12 protein-coding genes are annotated in these 14,025 nt (G+C 70.3%); 6 read left to right on the plus strand and 6 right to left on the minus strand.

What is annotated here, in order from left to right:
* Positions 1 to 48 precede the first annotated feature (48 nt).
* Complete coding sequence (locus tag D7V88_RS14455; protein WP_120541226.1) at positions 49 to 2,229, minus strand: site-specific recombinase; 2,181 nt, start codon at positions 2,227 to 2,229, stop codon at positions 49 to 51.
* A gap of 117 nt (positions 2,230 to 2,346) precedes the next feature.
* Positions 2,347 to 2,940, minus strand: a complete 594-nt coding sequence (locus D7V88_RS14460) for a Tgt2/MlaC family protein (RefSeq protein WP_120541236.1) — start codon at positions 2,938 to 2,940, stop codon at positions 2,347 to 2,349.
* 239 nt (positions 2,941 to 3,179) lie between these two features.
* Here D7V88_RS14460 and metK point away from each other — a divergent pair, with 239 nt between their 5' ends.
* From metK to D7V88_RS14480, 4 genes are all read left to right on the plus strand, one after another.
* Positions 3,180 to 4,370, plus strand: a complete 1,191-nt coding sequence (gene metK, locus D7V88_RS14465) for a methionine adenosyltransferase (RefSeq protein ID WP_120541227.1) — start codon at positions 3,180 to 3,182, stop codon at positions 4,368 to 4,370.
* 134 nt (positions 4,371 to 4,504) lie between these two features.
* Positions 4,505 to 5,422 (plus strand): methionyl-tRNA formyltransferase, encoded by a 918-nt coding sequence (locus D7V88_RS14470; RefSeq protein ID WP_120541228.1) that lies wholly within the window; start codon positions 4,505 to 4,507, stop codon positions 5,420 to 5,422.
* A gap of 101 nt (positions 5,423 to 5,523) precedes the next feature.
* Positions 5,524 to 6,768, plus strand: a complete 1,245-nt coding sequence (locus D7V88_RS14475; RefSeq protein WP_120541229.1) for a glycosyltransferase — start codon at positions 5,524 to 5,526, stop codon at positions 6,766 to 6,768.
* A gap of 66 nt (positions 6,769 to 6,834) precedes the next feature.
* A complete protein-coding gene (locus D7V88_RS14480; RefSeq protein WP_120541230.1) occupies positions 6,835 to 7,158 on the plus strand; it encodes a hypothetical protein in 324 nt (107 codons plus the stop codon).
* Between the two features lie 25 nt (positions 7,159 to 7,183).
* Here D7V88_RS14480 and D7V88_RS14485 read toward each other — a convergent pair whose 3' ends face one another.
* Genes D7V88_RS14485 through D7V88_RS14495 form a run of 3 tightly spaced genes read right to left on the minus strand, consistent with a single transcriptional unit; the run spans position 7,184 to position 11,996 of the window.
* Positions 7,184 to 8,650 (minus strand): di-heme oxidoreductase family protein, encoded by a 1,467-nt coding sequence (locus D7V88_RS14485; RefSeq protein WP_244238143.1) that lies wholly within the window; start codon positions 8,648 to 8,650, stop codon positions 7,184 to 7,186.
* 8 nt (positions 8,651 to 8,658) lie between these two features.
* A complete protein-coding gene (locus D7V88_RS14490) occupies positions 8,659 to 10,080 on the minus strand; it encodes an RCC1 domain-containing protein (RefSeq protein ID WP_147448737.1) in 1,422 nt (473 codons plus the stop codon).
* On the minus strand, positions 10,077 to 11,996 hold the full coding sequence (locus D7V88_RS14495) for an RCC1 domain-containing protein (protein ID WP_120541232.1): 1,920 nt from the start codon (positions 11,994 to 11,996) through the stop codon (positions 10,077 to 10,079). The genes D7V88_RS14490 and D7V88_RS14495 overlap by 4 nt, the downstream gene beginning before the upstream one ends.
* Positions 11,997 to 12,454: 458 nt before the next feature.
* On the opposite strand from D7V88_RS14495, the gene D7V88_RS14500 reads away from it, so the two are divergent.
* Positions 12,455 to 12,871, plus strand: a complete 417-nt coding sequence (locus D7V88_RS14500) for a type II secretion system protein GspG (RefSeq protein WP_120541233.1) — start codon at positions 12,455 to 12,457, stop codon at positions 12,869 to 12,871.
* Positions 12,868 to 13,341: a type II secretion system protein GspG gene (locus tag D7V88_RS14505; RefSeq protein ID WP_120541234.1), complete on the plus strand. Its 474-nt coding sequence runs from the start codon at positions 12,868 to 12,870 to the stop codon at positions 13,339 to 13,341. Before D7V88_RS14500 ends, D7V88_RS14505 begins: the two co-directional genes overlap by 4 nt.
* A 191-nt stretch (positions 13,342 to 13,532) precedes the next feature.
* Here the strand turns inward: D7V88_RS14505 and D7V88_RS14510 are convergent, their stop codons facing one another.
* Complete coding sequence (locus D7V88_RS14510; RefSeq protein WP_120541235.1) at positions 13,533 to 14,006, minus strand: YchJ family protein; 474 nt, start codon at positions 14,004 to 14,006, stop codon at positions 13,533 to 13,535.
* Between the last annotated feature and the right edge of the window lie 19 nt (positions 14,007 to 14,025).

Below are 14,025 nucleotides of genomic sequence, written 5' to 3' on the forward strand. Positions count from 1 at the left end.
CTCTCAAAGCCCGGGAATAACCGCCCCTTCCGGGCCTGATGCGCCCCGTCAGTGCCCCGGGGGGCCCACCAGCGGGATGACCAGCACGTCGGGGTTGGCCGCTCCCTCCTCGCTAGGAGGAATCAGGAAGGGGCCGGGATGGCGCAGGAAGCGCAGGCCCATGGCGCCCACGAAGCGCAGGCCTTCCCACATGGGGACGTCCCGGGCCCGCAGGGCCAGCCCCAGGGCCAGCGCGAAGGACACGCCGAAGTTGAGCGCGCCGATGACGCCCACCCCCAGGAGGGCGGCCAGGAACCCGGGCTGCATCACCGCGGCGGGGCCCAGCGTGCAGCCGGCGAAGGCCAGCGAGCCGAACGACAGCGTGACGTGCCGCACGTCCAGCGGCAGGCCGAAGAAGCCCCCGATGCCGGGCGCCACCGCCAGCAGCACGCCCAGGGTGACGCTGCCGCCCACGCCCGCAGCGTGGTGCATCAGCGCGTCCGCCACGCGGCGCGCGTTGTGTTCGCCCAGCAGGCCGCGCAGCACGCGGTGGTGGGCCAGCGCCTCCGGCAGGCGCCGGTAGACGACGAAGTTCTCGAACCAGCCCGCGGCCACGCTGGACATCCACAGCAGCACGCCGGTGAAGGCGGCCCACAGCAGCGTGGCGCTGTGCCAGGGGTGCAGCGACTCCACCACCTGCTCGGCCTGCGCCACCGACAGGAGCGCGTGGCCCCGGAGCAGTTGGAAGCCCAGCGCCAGCGCCACCGCCGCGGGCAGCACGCAGCCCAGGTTGCCCAGGGCCGCCGCGAGCTGCGAGCGGGTGATGCGCGGCACCAGCGCCGCCAGCCGCTCCATGCGCCCGTCGGTGGCGTCGCCCGGGTCGTCGTCCTCGACGGCGTCCTCGCCGATGGCCGCCGCCAGCGTGGAGGCCGTCATGGCGGGCTGCCGGGTGGCCAGCGTGAAGCCCATCAACTGCATCACCACGAAGCTGCCGGCGTAGTTGAGCGCGGCGAAGAAGCCCGCGAAGAAGGGCGCCAGCGACAGCCCCGCCAGGAAGAACTTCAGCGCGGCGGTGAACGCGGTGAGCAGCCCGCCTCCCGCCGCGGAGTGCACCATGCGGTGGAACTCGCCCGGCGTCGTGGTGATGGAGTGCTCGCCGGTGTTGCCGGTGCGCTCGATGCTCTTGCGCGCCAGCAGCCGCGCGTTGCGCCGGACCAGCGCGAGCACGGAGCGGTCCGCGTGCGCGTACCGCAGGAGGTCCGACAGGAGCTCCAGCGCCTCGCGCCAGCGCGGCTCGCCCCGGGCCGCGCCCAGCACGCGCGCGATGGCCTCCATCCGGTCCAGGCCGCGCCGGATGCGCTCCAGCCGGTACACCAGATCCACGCTGACACCCGAGTGCTCCAGGTGCCGCGTGACGGACGCCACCACCCCCCGGCAGTCCGCCTTGGCCTGCTCCAGGTCGCGCAGCGCGTCCGGGGCACCATCGCGCGCCAGCACCGCGTCACACACCATCCGCAGCCGCAGGAACGGTGAGGCGCGGAAGGCGATCTCCGGGCTGCGGTCCCGCACGTCCTCCGCCAGCCCCAGGTTCGTCACCTGCACGCCCAGGAGCAGCAGCGCGTCCATCAGGTCGCCGCGCACGCGCGCCGTGGGGGACGGGTCCGGCGGCGGCGGGTCGCCCACGAGCACCGTCATCCGCGCGAGCAGCGCCGGGGCCAGCGCGGCCAGCCACTCCGCGTCCTCCGGCACAGGGAACAGGCGCAACAGCAGTTCGGACAGCTTGCCGGGCTCCGGCGGCGCGGGCAGCACGCCGCGCACGAAGCGGTCCGTCAGTTCGGAGAAGAAGCCGTTGCCGCCGCTCAGGCCCACCTGGGAGAAGAGCTTCAGGCCCCGGCTGCCCGCGCACACCCCCGACACCAGCTTCGTGACGGCCATGCGCAGCGACGCTTCACCCTCCAGCACGCGCACCAGCAGCGACAGCCGGGAGTTCGCCGGGGACAGCGTGGTGTCCTCCCCGTCCATCAGGCCCTGCGCGGGGATGCGCTCGCGCATCCAGTGGATCCACCGCTCCACCCACGCGAGGCGCGCGTCCAGCCCGTCCTCGGGGACCTCCGACAGGAGCCGGAACAGGTCCCTCACGGCGGGGTGGCCCGGAGCCCGGGGCGCGTGCTGCACGCAGAAGGCATCCACCTCACGGGCGGACGGCAGGCTGCGGGCCGGAGGCTGCGGGGCAAAGGAGGGGACTGTCATTCGCCAGGCGCTCGGGGGGAGGGGGACGCGGAGCCTACCCGGCCGGCGCCCCCCCCGGAACCCGGGGGGAGGACGGTGGCCTGGTTGCCTGGCTGCTCGACGCGGCCCGGGACTGGATTACTTCAGCTTCACCGAAGCGAGCTCGTTGTTCTTCGCGCGCATGGCGCCCAGCAAGCCGTCCCAGCCGCCATCCTTGAAGAGGGGACGCACCTGATCGTCGCGGATGCCGGTGAGCATGGAGTCACCCAGCACGGACACGTCCACGACCTTCCACGAGGCGCCCACCTTCTCCACGGAATACTTGAGCTTCATCTCCTGCTTCTTCAGCGGGTGGTTGATGAAGATGGTGGAGCCGACCAGCGCCTTGTCGCCCGTCACCTGGGGCTCGTCGTAGGTGATGGAGTCCAGGTTCTTGAAGTTCTCGCGCACCTTGGGGAAGGCGAGCTTCGCGAAGAGGCTCTGGAAGAGCTGGGTGAATTCCTTCTTCTGGGCGTCGGTGGCCTTGGTCCAGTCATCGCCCAGGAGGAAGGCGCCCTGCTGGTCGCTGCCCAGGTTCTCCAGGGCCTTGAGGTCCTTCTCGTAGCGCACGGACTGCACCACGGTCTTCACCGGCTTGGTGATGGCGTCGTTCGCCTTGTTGGGCGCGGCGAACGCGGGCACGGCGAGGGTGACGGCAACCAACACGGAGAGGGAGCGGAAGTGGGCGTTCAGGTTCATATGGGTGGGTGACCTCCTGAAGAACGGCGCGAGTCCTGTAGCCCAGGGGAACGCGCCGCGACGGACTAAATTCAACCGGCCGGCGACCTCACCTCCCACGTTGGGGCCGGTCGCTTGTGTGGGCTCCGCGACGAATAAATGCCCCTGCCGTCAGGTTTGACTCTGTTGGGACTGGACGTTTAGTGTCCGCCCCCTGCGCTGCGTCACTGGATTAGCGCGAAGCCCGAGAAGACATGCCTACCGACTTCCTGTTCACGTCTGAATCCGTCACCGAGGGCCACCCGGACAAGATCGCCGATCAGATCTCCGACGGTGTGCTCGATGCCATCATCGCCAAGGATCCGCAGGCGCGCGTCGCCGTGGAGACGCTCGTGAAGACGGGTCTCGCCATCGTCGCGGGCGAGGTGACGACGAACTGTTACGTGGACATCCCGAAGATCGTCCGGTCGACCATCACGCGCATCGGCTACACCGATAGCTCCATGGGCTACGACGGCAACACGTGCGGCGTCATGGTGGCCATCGAAGGCCAGAGCCAGGACATCGCCCGGGGCGTGGACAACAAGAAGGACCAGGGCGCCGGCGACCAGGGCATGATGTTCGGCTTCGCGTGCGACGAGACGCCAGAGCTGATGCCCGCGCCCATCCACTACGCGCACGCGCTGACCCGCCGTCTGGCGGAGGTGCGCCGCAAGAACCACACGTGGATCCGCCCGGACGGCAAGAGCCAGGTCACGGTGGAGTACAAGGACGGCCGCCCGGTCCGCATCGACGCGGTGGTGGTGTCCACGCAGCACGCGGATGAGATCTCCAACAAGAAGATCCAGGAGGCCATCCGCGAGGACGTCATCCTGAAGGTCCTGCCGAAGAAGCTCATCGACAACAAGACCAAGTTCTTCATCAACCCCACGGGCCGCTTCGTCATCGGCGGCCCCATGGGCGACTCGGGCGTCACCGGCCGGAAGATCATCGTCGACACCTACGGCGGCATGGGCCGTCACGGTGGCGGCGCCTTCAGCGGCAAGGACCCGTCCAAGGTGGACCGCTCGGCCGCGTACATGGGCCGCTACATCGCCAAGAACGTCGTCGCCGCGGGGCTGGCCAGCCGCTGCGAGGTGCAGGTCTCCTACGCCATCGGCGTGGCGGAGCCCGTCAGCGTGATGGTGGAGACCTTCGGCACGGCCACCGTGCCCGAGGAGCAGATTGCCCGCGCGGTGCGCCAGACCTTCGGTCTGCGTCCGCGGGAAATCACGGAGCACCTGGACCTGCTGCGGCCCATCTACCAGAAGACCGCCGCGTACGGTCACTTCGGCCGCTCCGACAAGGACTTCACCTGGGAGCGCACCGACAAGAAGGACGCGCTGCGCGAGGCCGCCGCCTCCGCCGCGCCCAAGACGCGCACGCCCCGCCTGAAGGCCGTCTGAGTTCCGGCGTCCAGGCAGAAACCGCCTGAATCCACGCGCTCGCTCCCTCCTGGAGCGAGCGCGTTTTTCATTTTCAGGGAAGGTGACGCACACAGGCCGGGCGCACACGGGGTGTGAGCTGTTAGGAGACGGCCATGCCGACTCCCGGTGTCGCGTCTGGCTGGCGCATCGTGTTGCTGACCGTGGCGCCTTCGGTGGCGCACGACTTCACGTTGTCGCTGCGGGCCCAGGGGCATGACGTGGTGGCGGTGGTGGTGCCCGTCGGCGTGCGGGGCCTGCGTCCCCTGGACATGGAGGGGTGGACGGAGCTGCGGCGGCTGTTCGAATCCGCGCCGCCGTCGCTGGAGGTCCTGTTCGTGAACGAGCGGGCCCTGCTGACGGCGCGGCTCGCGGCGCTGGAGCCGGACCTGCTCCTGTCCTTCTTCTTCCCGTGGAAGCTGACGCCGGAGGCGCTGGCGCTGGCGCCCCGGGGAGCGGTCAACGTGCATCCGTCGCTGTTGCCGCGCTACCGGGGGCCGTGTCCGGTGGGCTGGGCGTTGCGCGACGACGCGCGGGAGTTGGGGCTGACGTTCCACCGGATGGACGCGACGTTCGACACCGGGCCGGTGCTGGTGCAGGGCACGTTCCCCGTCATCGACGAGGACACGGAAGAGGTCCTCTTCGAGCGGATGATGCGCGCGTCGCGCCGGTTGCTGCCGAGGATGCTGGAGTGCGTGGCCCGGCGTGAGCCAGGGGATCCGCAGGTGGACGCGGCGGCGACGCCCGCGCCCTTCTTCGACCTGGCGTACCGGGACATCGACTGGCGGGACACCGCGCGCTCCGTGCATCTGAAGGTGCGCGCGTGCCGCTTCGCCGCGTGGCGCGAGGGCAACGGTGATGCGCGCGCGCTGTTGCAGGGCCGGTGGGTGCGGGTGCAGCGCACGCGCGCGTGGCGGGGCGAAGACCCCCAGGCGGCGCCGGGCACGCTCCTGGCGCGGCAGGGGGACGACTGCCTGGTGCAGTGCGGGGATTCGCCCTTGTGGCTGGTGGCGTACACGCCCGAGGAGCCCTGAGCGTTGGAGGGGGTTCTCCGGTGCCGGGGGTGTGTGCGGCAGCGGGCATCCGGCGTGGGGGGAGAGTGGCACGCGCGGGAGCGCGGACGCAGACAAGGGGCATGAGGAAGAACGAGCCGCATCCGCTGGTCCAGGTCGAGCACTACGAGCGCTACGTGGGCGCGGAGGTGGTGGAGCGCATCCTGGAGAAGGCGCGTCCGCTGCAGGACCTGCGGGTCGCGCACGTGAACTCCACGTACTACGGCGGTGGGGTGGCGGAGCTGTTGTCACCGCTGACGCTGTTGATGAACAGCGTGGGCATGGCGACGGAGTGGCGCGCCATCCAGGGCCCGCCGGACTTCTTCAACATCACGAAGAAGATGCACAACGCGTTGCAGGGCGCGGACATCCACCTGACGCCGATGAAGGCGACCATCTACGAGGATGTCGTCTACGAGAACGCGGTGCGCAACCGGTTGGACCATGACCGGGTGGTCATCCATGATCCGCAGCCGCTGCCCATCGTGCGGCACAGCCGCAAGCGCGGGCCGTGGATCTGGCGCTGTCACGTGGACCTGTCGCGGCCGGACCCCGCGCTGTGGGCGTACCTGAAGCCCTTCGTGGAGCAGTACGACGCGGCGGTGTTGAGCATCCCGGAGTACGAGCGCGAATTGAGCGTGCCGCAGTTGTTCTTCATGCCGGCCATCGATCCGTTCTCCATCAAGAACCGGGAGATGAACGACGCGGAGATGGACGAGCGGCTGGCGCACCACCACATCCCCACGGACCTGCCGCTGGTGGTGCAGATTTCACGCTTCGACCGGTGGAAGGATCCGGAGGGCGTGGTGGCCGCGTGGCGGCTGGCGCGCAAGCAGATGCCGTGCACGCTGGTGCTCCTGGGCAACATGGCCGCGGACGATCCGGAAGGGCAGGACGTGTACTCAGAGGTGATGCGGCACAGCGATGAGCGGCTCATCATCCTGAGCCGGGAGGACACGGCGCTGGTGAACGCGCTCCAGCGCCGCGCGGCGGTGGTGGTGCAGAAGTCGCTGCGCGAGGGCTTCGGGCTCACGGTGGCGGAGGCGATGTGGAAGGGCACGCCCGTCATCGGTGGGAACGTGGGCGGCATCCGGCATCAGATCCAGGATGGGCACAACGGCTTCCTGGTGGACTCGGAGGAGCAGTGCGCCGGGCGCATCGTGCAGTTGCTCAAGAGTCCGAAGCTGCGCCACCAGATGGGACAGCACGCGCATGAGACGGTGCGCCGTCGCTTCCTGATGACGCGCTACCTGGAGCAGTACCTGGACCTCTTCAACGCCTTCGAGGCCCGCTACCATCTGCGCCCGCTGCCGCACCTGTCGACGTGATGTCAGGCGGGCCCACGGGCGCCCGTGGGTGGAAGGCTGACGTCGTTCACGTCGGAGGGAGGCCGTATGGGGCTGTTCAACGAGTTCGAGTGGCCGGTTGCGTGCCCTGCATGTGGCGAGGGGCCGGAGTTCGTGTTCCAGGCGTACATCGGGCTGCTTGACTTCGAGACCTTTCGGAAAGGGGAGGATGTCTACGGGAGGGCGTGTCTACGGAAGGTGGTGGGGCCCGAGCCCGGACTGAAAGGCCAGAGCTTCTGGGCCTACGGCCTTGGGAGGTGTCCGCGGTGCGATGCGAATGTCTGGGCGAGGATCGAGGTCCGGCAGGGTCGCTTTGACAGGCTCGAGGTCGTGCCGGAGCCCGAAAATAGCTATGTCTGGGGCTACCTGTGACGGTCCTTCCCCGGACCTCGCCGCCTTAAAGCGAGTCGAGGAACGTGAGCAGTGCCGCGCGCTCCCTGGGGGACATGCGCCGCACGGCTTCGCGTGAGGCCGTCGCTTCACCGCCGTGCCAGAGGATGGCTTCCAGGACGGAGCGGGCCCGGCCGTCGTGGAGCAGGTGCGTGTGGCCATTCACGGTGGCGGTGAGGCCCAGGCCCCAGAGGGGAGGGGTGCGCCACTCGGTGCCGGTGGCCTGGAAGTCGTCGCGTCCGTCCGCGAGCGCTTCACCCAGGTCGTGCAGCAGCAGGTCGGTGTACGGCCAGATGCGCTGGTGCGACAGCTCCGGGAAGCCGGGCAGCTCGCCGGTGACGGTGGTGGGGCGGTGGCAGCCGGCGCAGCCCGCGCGCAGGAAGGCGGCCTTGCCCATGCGCACGTCCTCGCGGTCGGCGCCCCGGCGCGCGGGCACGGCGATGAGGTGCGAGTAGTCGGAGAGGGTGGCGAGGTTCGTGGCGTCCACCTCGGGCTCGCCGCCGGTGGCGCCTTCCTGGCAGCGCGTCTGTGCGGCGGTGCACGCGGGCTGGAGGAACAGCGGCGAGGTGAGGCCCATGTCTCCCAGCAGCGCGCCCGCGGCCTGGTGCTCCAGGTCGGGCTGGTTCGCCTTCCAGCCGAAGCGGCCCAGCACCTCGCGACCTTCCTTCACGCTCCAGACGCGGTTGGGTCGGCCTCGGATGCCGTCGCCGTCGCGGTCGTCGGGGTCCGCCCATGCGAGCAGCGTCGCGTCCGGGATGGCGGCGAGCAGGCCCAGGCCCACCATCGGCTGCGCGATGCGCGGGGACATGCGCACGTCGGGCTCGAGCGGTCCGTAGCCCAGCTCGACCAGCGTGTAGCTCGGGGACTGGAGGCTCACGGAGGTGGTGCCCGTGAGCGTGATGGCCGGCAGGGATTCGTACGTCACCTGCACCTGTCCCTCGGCGGGGGTGCCGGCGATGGAGCGGGGCTGGAACTGGTCGCCGTAGGTGGGCTCGGGAATCGGAGCGCCGTGGGCGTCCTGGCCGGGAAGGGAGAGGCGGATCAACAGGGGCGCGGGGGCTTGCGCGCTTCCCACGACGGGGGCGCCCCGGCCGTTGCCGACGTGGCAGGCGAGGCAGGAGGTCGCGTGGAAGAGCGGACCCAGACCGTCGCGGTCTCGCTGGCTGCTCGGAGAAGGAACCCAGTCCACCTCGAAGTTGGCTTCGCCCAGCAGGAAGCGCGACTTGCGCTCCACCGTGATGTTCGCGACGGGTTGCAGGAACGCTTCGGGGTCGGCGCGGAACACCGTGGTGGCTCCGCCCATCCGGGCTTCATCCGGTTCGAGCGGAGCGACTTCCAGGGGCACGTCGTCCGGTGTCTCGATGGGCGGCTCGTCCGGCGGCGGGACGATGGGGGCCGCGGGCTCCCCGCACGACGCGAGCGTGAGCGTGAGGGCGAGGCGCCGCGCGGACTTCATCAAGGGGATGGAACGCATGGGGACCGTCAGGGCAGGCTCACCGCGCGTGGCGTGGACACGCTCCTGGGGGCGCCGTCGCCCAGACCCAGTTGTCCGCTGAGATTCCCGCCCCAGATGATCACCGTGTCCTCCCGCGTGCGCGCGAGCGCATGCTGTGCCCCCGCCGCGATTTCCACCAGCGGCAGGTCCGTGGCCAGCCGCGTGGGCGTGACGCGCTGATTGGTGTCACCGACGCCAAGCTGTCCGGTGCTGTTGAGGCCCCACGCCCAGCCCGTGCCGTCGCGGCCCAGCGCCCAACTGGAGTTGTTCGCGGCCGTCACCGCCGTGGCGCCCGTGAGCGTCAGGACCGGCGTGGGTTGCGCACGCCCCGCGCCGAAGCCCGCGTCGCCGTGGCCGAGCTGTCCCGACGTCCCCGTGCCCCATGCGCGCACCGTTCCATCCGAGAGCAGCGCCAGCAGATGGCTGCGCCCCGAAGCCAGGTGTTCGACCTGCTCCAGACGGGGCACGCGTCTGGGGGCTGCCTGCACGCGCTCTTCTGTCTCGCCCGTGCCCAGCACGCCGTCCCGGTTGTAGCCCCAGACGGACACGGTGCCGTCGCGGTGCAGCGCCGCGGAGTGCTCGCTGCCCGCGACCACCTGCACCACGTCCGTGAGGTCCGGCACGGTGGTGGGCTGTGTCACCGCTTCACCCTCCTCGCCCAGCCCCAACTGTCCGCGCGCGTTGGTCCCGAACGCCCAGACCTGCCCGCTCGCATCCAGCAGCAGCACGTGGCCACCGCCCATCGCGAGGCCCACCACGTCCTTCACGCCTTCCACGCGACGGGCGCTGCCCACCCCGGTGCCGCCCGCGTCGAGCAGGGAGGCCAGCGCGCCGCACAGCCACGCGCTTCCGTCAGGGGAGAGCCACGCGGTGGTGTCCATGGCCGACCACAGGGCGATGGGCCGCTGACCTTCGAGCGTGAGCGCGGGACTCAGCCGCTCTTCAGGTGTGGCTTCACAGAACTGCCCCCGACCATTGCTGCCCCAGGTGACGAGGCGTCCCTGGCGCACCACGCCCGTGTGGCTGAGTCCACCGCCAAGCCCCGGACCTCCGTCGTATGGCACGTCCTGCGTCGCCGTGTTGCCCGCGGCATCCGTGGCCGACACGTGGAGCACGTGCGAGCCCGGCGGCACTGTCAGCTCCATCGCCAGCGTGGAGCCGGCGACGGACAGCGTCCGGGAGATGCCGTCATCGACCCATATCTCGACCCGGGTGGCGTCTCCCACGTCGCCGCTCAGGCGGAGGCGGGGCACGTTCAACCACTGGCCCGGGACGGGCGTGTCGATGCGCAACACCGGCGCCTCCGTGTCGAGCGGAGGCGGAGGCGGGAGGAAGGGGTCCTCCTGCGGCGGGGGCGTCTCGCCGCAGGAGCACACCGCCACCATCAGGAGCAGGGCGGCCCTTCTCACGGCAGCGTCACCTGGAGCGGCTCCGAGTACGCCCAGGACTCCTTGGCGGCGGGGCCGCCTCCCAGGCTGCCCTTGAAGTTCCAACCCCAACTGAAGAGGGCCTCGTCGTGCCGCACGCTCACGACATGCAACGCGCCCACGCCCAGCGTCTTCACATTCGTGAGTCCCACCACGGCCGTCGAGGGCGACGTGCGCGTCACCTTGTCGCCCGTGCCCAGCGTCCCGGTGGAGTTCTGTCCCCAGCCGATGACGGTGCCATCCGCGCGAAGGGCGAAGCTGACGGTGCCGTTGGCGGCCACCGACGTGGCGTTCGTGAGGTCGAGCACGGCGACTGGCACGGCGCTGTCGCCTTCGTTACCGCTCCGGCCCTGGCCCAGTTGCCCACTCACCCCCAGGCCCCAGGAGACGACGGTGCCGTCGGCGCGCAGCGCGAGCGTGTGGTCCTTGCCCGTCGCGATGTCCACCACGTCCGTGAGTCCCGGCACCTGCGCGGGCCGCGCGTGCGGTCCACTGTCCGTGGTGCCCAGGCCCAGGTTTCCGGAGGCGTTGCGTCCCCACGTCCACACGGTGCCGTCCGCGCGCAGCGCCACGGAGTGTTCGGAGCCAGCGGCCACCTGGATGACGTCGGTCAGGTCCACCACCTTCACCGGCACGTCGGAGGCGCTCTTCGTCGTGTCATCGCCCAGTTGGCCGGAGCCATTGCTTCCGAAGGCCCACACCGTGTGGTCCTCGGCGAGCACCAGCACGTGCGTGAAGCCCCGGACCGCCGTCACCGCGTCCGTCAGCGACGGCACGCGCACGGGAGCCCAGCGCGTCGTCACATCCAGCGTGCCGGAGCCGGGGACGCCCAGGCCCAACTGCGCGTTCTTGTTGTCACCCCAGGTCCACACCGTTCCATCCAACCCGACCGCGAGCGAGCTGTTCTGGCCGAACGCCACCGCGCCCACCGGGGGCAATTCCGCCAACAGCAGCGGCGACGGGGAGTTGCCAGCCGAAGGCCCCGGCTGACCCAGACCCAACTGGCCCAGGTTGTTGTTTCCCCAGACGTACACCTTGCCGTCGCGCAGGAGCCCCGAGTGCGAACCGCCTCCGGTCACCCACCGGCCGAAGCGGAAGTGGACCTGCTTTTCGGTGGCGTTGCCGAAGGCATCGCGCGCCCGGAGCACGAGCGTGTTGTCACCGCGCGCGGGCGAGAGCACGAAGTTGAAGGTGCCGTCCGTGGCCACGGCTTCGGACTGCTCCGTGCCGTCGTTGAACTGGAAGGTGAAGCCCGTCACGCCGATGTTGTCCGTGGCCCGGCCCGTCACGCGCACCTGATACACGGTGAGGTCCTGGGCCTCGGTGGGACTCGTGAGCACCACAGTGGGCGCCTGGAGGTCGCCGTAGGTGAAGTGCAGGGTCGCGTCGGTGGACTGGCCGGCTTCGTCCTCCACATGGAAGATGACGGTGTTCTCGCCCACCACCGCCTCCACGGGGACCGTCAGTTGCTGCTCCGTCTGCCCTGACAGCGGGGTGAGGTCCGTGGCCGGCCCGGCGTTGAGCTTCACCGTCAGCGCCGCGATGCCCCCTTCCGCGCGCACCACCACCCGCACGTCCACCGAGGACTGCTCCACCTGAGCGCCATCCGTGGGAGAGGTGAAGGTCACCGTGGGCGCCGCCACCTGCGTGCCCGCGTCCGTGCCGGCATCCGTCCAGGTGCCCGCGTCCGTCTCCACGCCTGCGTCCGTCTCCACGCCGGCATCCGTGCCGGCATCGGCCTCGGTGCCCGCATCGGTGCCGGCGTCCGTGCCCGCGTCGAGCGTCACGCCCGCGTCCGTGTTGTTCGACGGCAGGGGCACCGGGTCGTCACCACACGCCCCGAGCAGCAGCACCGCCGCCAACAGCCTCGCCCCCCACATCGCCTTGTGTCCCCGCATGGACCCGCCTCGCTGGCCGCTCACGGTTTCCCGCGTTGACCGGCTAATTTTGAGATTGATTCGCAAATTCGATTCGGTGCGAGGCGTGTATCGCGGAGGACGGCGTGCGCGCAAGTGGCGGGGGCACTGGCAGGGACATCGGGAAGGCTCGGGCCCTTCGTTCCGGCAATGGGTGCGCGGGAGGGGCGGTGCGCGACACGGTGGCGGTGCCGCGCGCCGTGCTCCTGCCAGAAAGACAGACAGGGTTTCCAGCCACGGTGGGCGTGCGGCCCTGTCCTGGAGGACTCCTTCAGCGCGGACAAGGCGGTGGTGGCTGGGGTTTCCACTCACGCGAAGGGGCTGGGCGAAGAGAGGCGCGCTGATTGCAAACACGCCCGTTCCGGGTGGGACGCGGGCCGGGTTGCAGGCTCCGTCTCGCCTGGGACCGGCGCGTGGGGCGCCGTGGCGGAAGGACAGACATGGACAAGAGCAGGCGAGTGGTGCGGCGTCAGCGCGGCATGACGCTGATTGAAATCATGGTGGTCATCACCATCCTGGGACTGGTGGCCGCGGCGGTGGGCGTGGCGGTGCTGGGGCAGTTGGGGACCGCGAAGCACAAGCGCGTGGCGCTGGACTTCGGGACGATTGGACAGAGCCTGCAACTGTACGTCGTGAAGAAGGGCCGGTTGCCGGACACCGTGACGGGGCTGCGCGCGTTGGTGGACGAGCAGATCCTCCCGAAGCTTCCCCTGGATCCGTGGGGCAATGACTACGTGTACACGCTGGAGCGGAACACGCCGGTCATCGTGTCACTGGGAGCGGACGGTTCTCCGGGCGGTTATGACGACGACCGGGACCTGTCCTCGCGTGACCAGGATGCGGGGGCCGCGCGATGAGGGGCCGGACCCGTGGCTGCTTCTCCACGGCTGCGCACGGCTTCCCACGCGGGAGGACGGGGGACACGCGGCGGTGGCGCGGTCAGACACTGATTGAGCTCATGGTGATCTTCGGCATCCTGTCCCTGCTCACCGGCGCGGTGGTCCTGACGGTGCGGATGATCATGGACCACCACCACGGGAAGCAGCGGCGTGTGGCGCTGGACTTCAAGGCGCTCGACGAAGCCCTGCGACTGCACGTGGAGAAGGCAGGGCGGCTGCCGGACCCGGACACGGGGCTGGGGACGCTGGTGGAGCAAGGCCTCCTCGCGAGGCTGCCCCAGGACCCGTGGGGCCATGACTACCGGTACCTGCTGCTGGGCGAGGATGAGGCGGTCATCGTGTCCCTGGGCGCGGACGGAGCGCCTGGTGGCAGCGGAGACGACCGGGACCTCTCCTCGCGCGACCTGGACGCGGAGTCCGCGCGCTGAGGGAGGGGAAAAGGGTGCTGCCCGAGTGGAGGAGCCGCGATTGGGTGGCGTTTCAGGCCAGAGCGGATTCGAACCGCAAGCCCCCCATGGGGGAGCCGTACCAGTGCGTGTAGGGCCTCTCCGGCCGGGCAGCACGGTGTCTGACGCAAGGGCCGCGAAAATCCTGACGGGGGATTTCCGCGCCCTTTTCTTCAGCCCGCGGGGAAGGTGTCGAGCGTGAGGGATTCGGGCGGCACGGACAGTTCGCGCGGCAACTTGAGGATGCCCTCCAGGTAGCGCCAGCCGGTGCCGTCGTGGCGGAAGTCGGAGCGCTCCACGAAGGACTGGTCCTTTCCCTTCTCGAACACCTTGGCGAAGAAGAGGACGCGGGCGAGGCCGGAGGCGTCCGGCGGCTGGTGGCCCAGCACGACGAGCCCCGGGTACTGGTGACCCTGGGCGAAGGCGCGCAGCTCGCGCAGAACGTCCGCCTCTGGACGGGCGCGCATGGGGTGGTCCGGGTGGAGGGTCTTCCACAGGTAGGCGGCGTCGCGCTGGGCGAAGGCGCTGTAGCGGCTGCGCATGAGGCGTTCGGCGTCGGGCGCTTCGGCCTCGCCTCGGTGGAAGGGGGCGCAGCACTGGCGGTAGCGCTGTCCGGAGGAGCAGGGGCACAGGGGGACGGGCGGCATGGAGGATTGAAGCCTACCC

The sequence above is a fragment of the Corallococcus terminator genome (genome assembly GCF_003611635.1).
GTDB lineage: Bacteria > Myxococcota > Myxococcia > Myxococcales > Myxococcaceae > Corallococcus > Corallococcus terminator.

What these genes read in the sequence shown, in the direction of transcription:
- D7V88_RS14455 (WP_120541226.1), bottom strand. Translation starts at nt 2,229, where the DNA reads ATGACAGTCCCCTCCTTTGCCCCGCAGCCTCCGGCCCGCAGCCTGCCG.
- metK (WP_120541227.1), top strand. Translation starts at nt 3,180, where the DNA reads ATGCCTACCGACTTCCTGTTCACGTCTGAATCCGTCACCGAGGGCCAC.
- D7V88_RS14470 (WP_120541228.1), top strand. Translation starts at nt 4,505, where the DNA reads ATGCCGACTCCCGGTGTCGCGTCTGGCTGGCGCATCGTGTTGCTGACC.
- D7V88_RS14475 (WP_120541229.1), top strand. Translation starts at nt 5,524, where the DNA reads ATGAGGAAGAACGAGCCGCATCCGCTGGTCCAGGTCGAGCACTACGAG.
- D7V88_RS14480 (WP_120541230.1), top strand. Translation starts at nt 6,835, where the DNA reads ATGGGGCTGTTCAACGAGTTCGAGTGGCCGGTTGCGTGCCCTGCATGT.
- D7V88_RS14485 (WP_244238143.1), bottom strand. Translation starts at nt 8,650, where the DNA reads ATGCGTTCCATCCCCTTGATGAAGTCCGCGCGGCGCCTCGCCCTCACG.
- D7V88_RS14495 (WP_120541232.1), bottom strand. Translation starts at nt 11,996, where the DNA reads ATGCGGGGACACAAGGCGATGTGGGGGGCGAGGCTGTTGGCGGCGGTG.
- D7V88_RS14500 (WP_120541233.1), top strand. Translation starts at nt 12,455, where the DNA reads ATGGACAAGAGCAGGCGAGTGGTGCGGCGTCAGCGCGGCATGACGCTG.
- D7V88_RS14505 (WP_120541234.1), top strand. Translation starts at nt 12,868, where the DNA reads ATGAGGGGCCGGACCCGTGGCTGCTTCTCCACGGCTGCGCACGGCTTC.
- D7V88_RS14510 (WP_120541235.1), bottom strand. Translation starts at nt 14,006, where the DNA reads ATGCCGCCCGTCCCCCTGTGCCCCTGCTCCTCCGGACAGCGCTACCGC.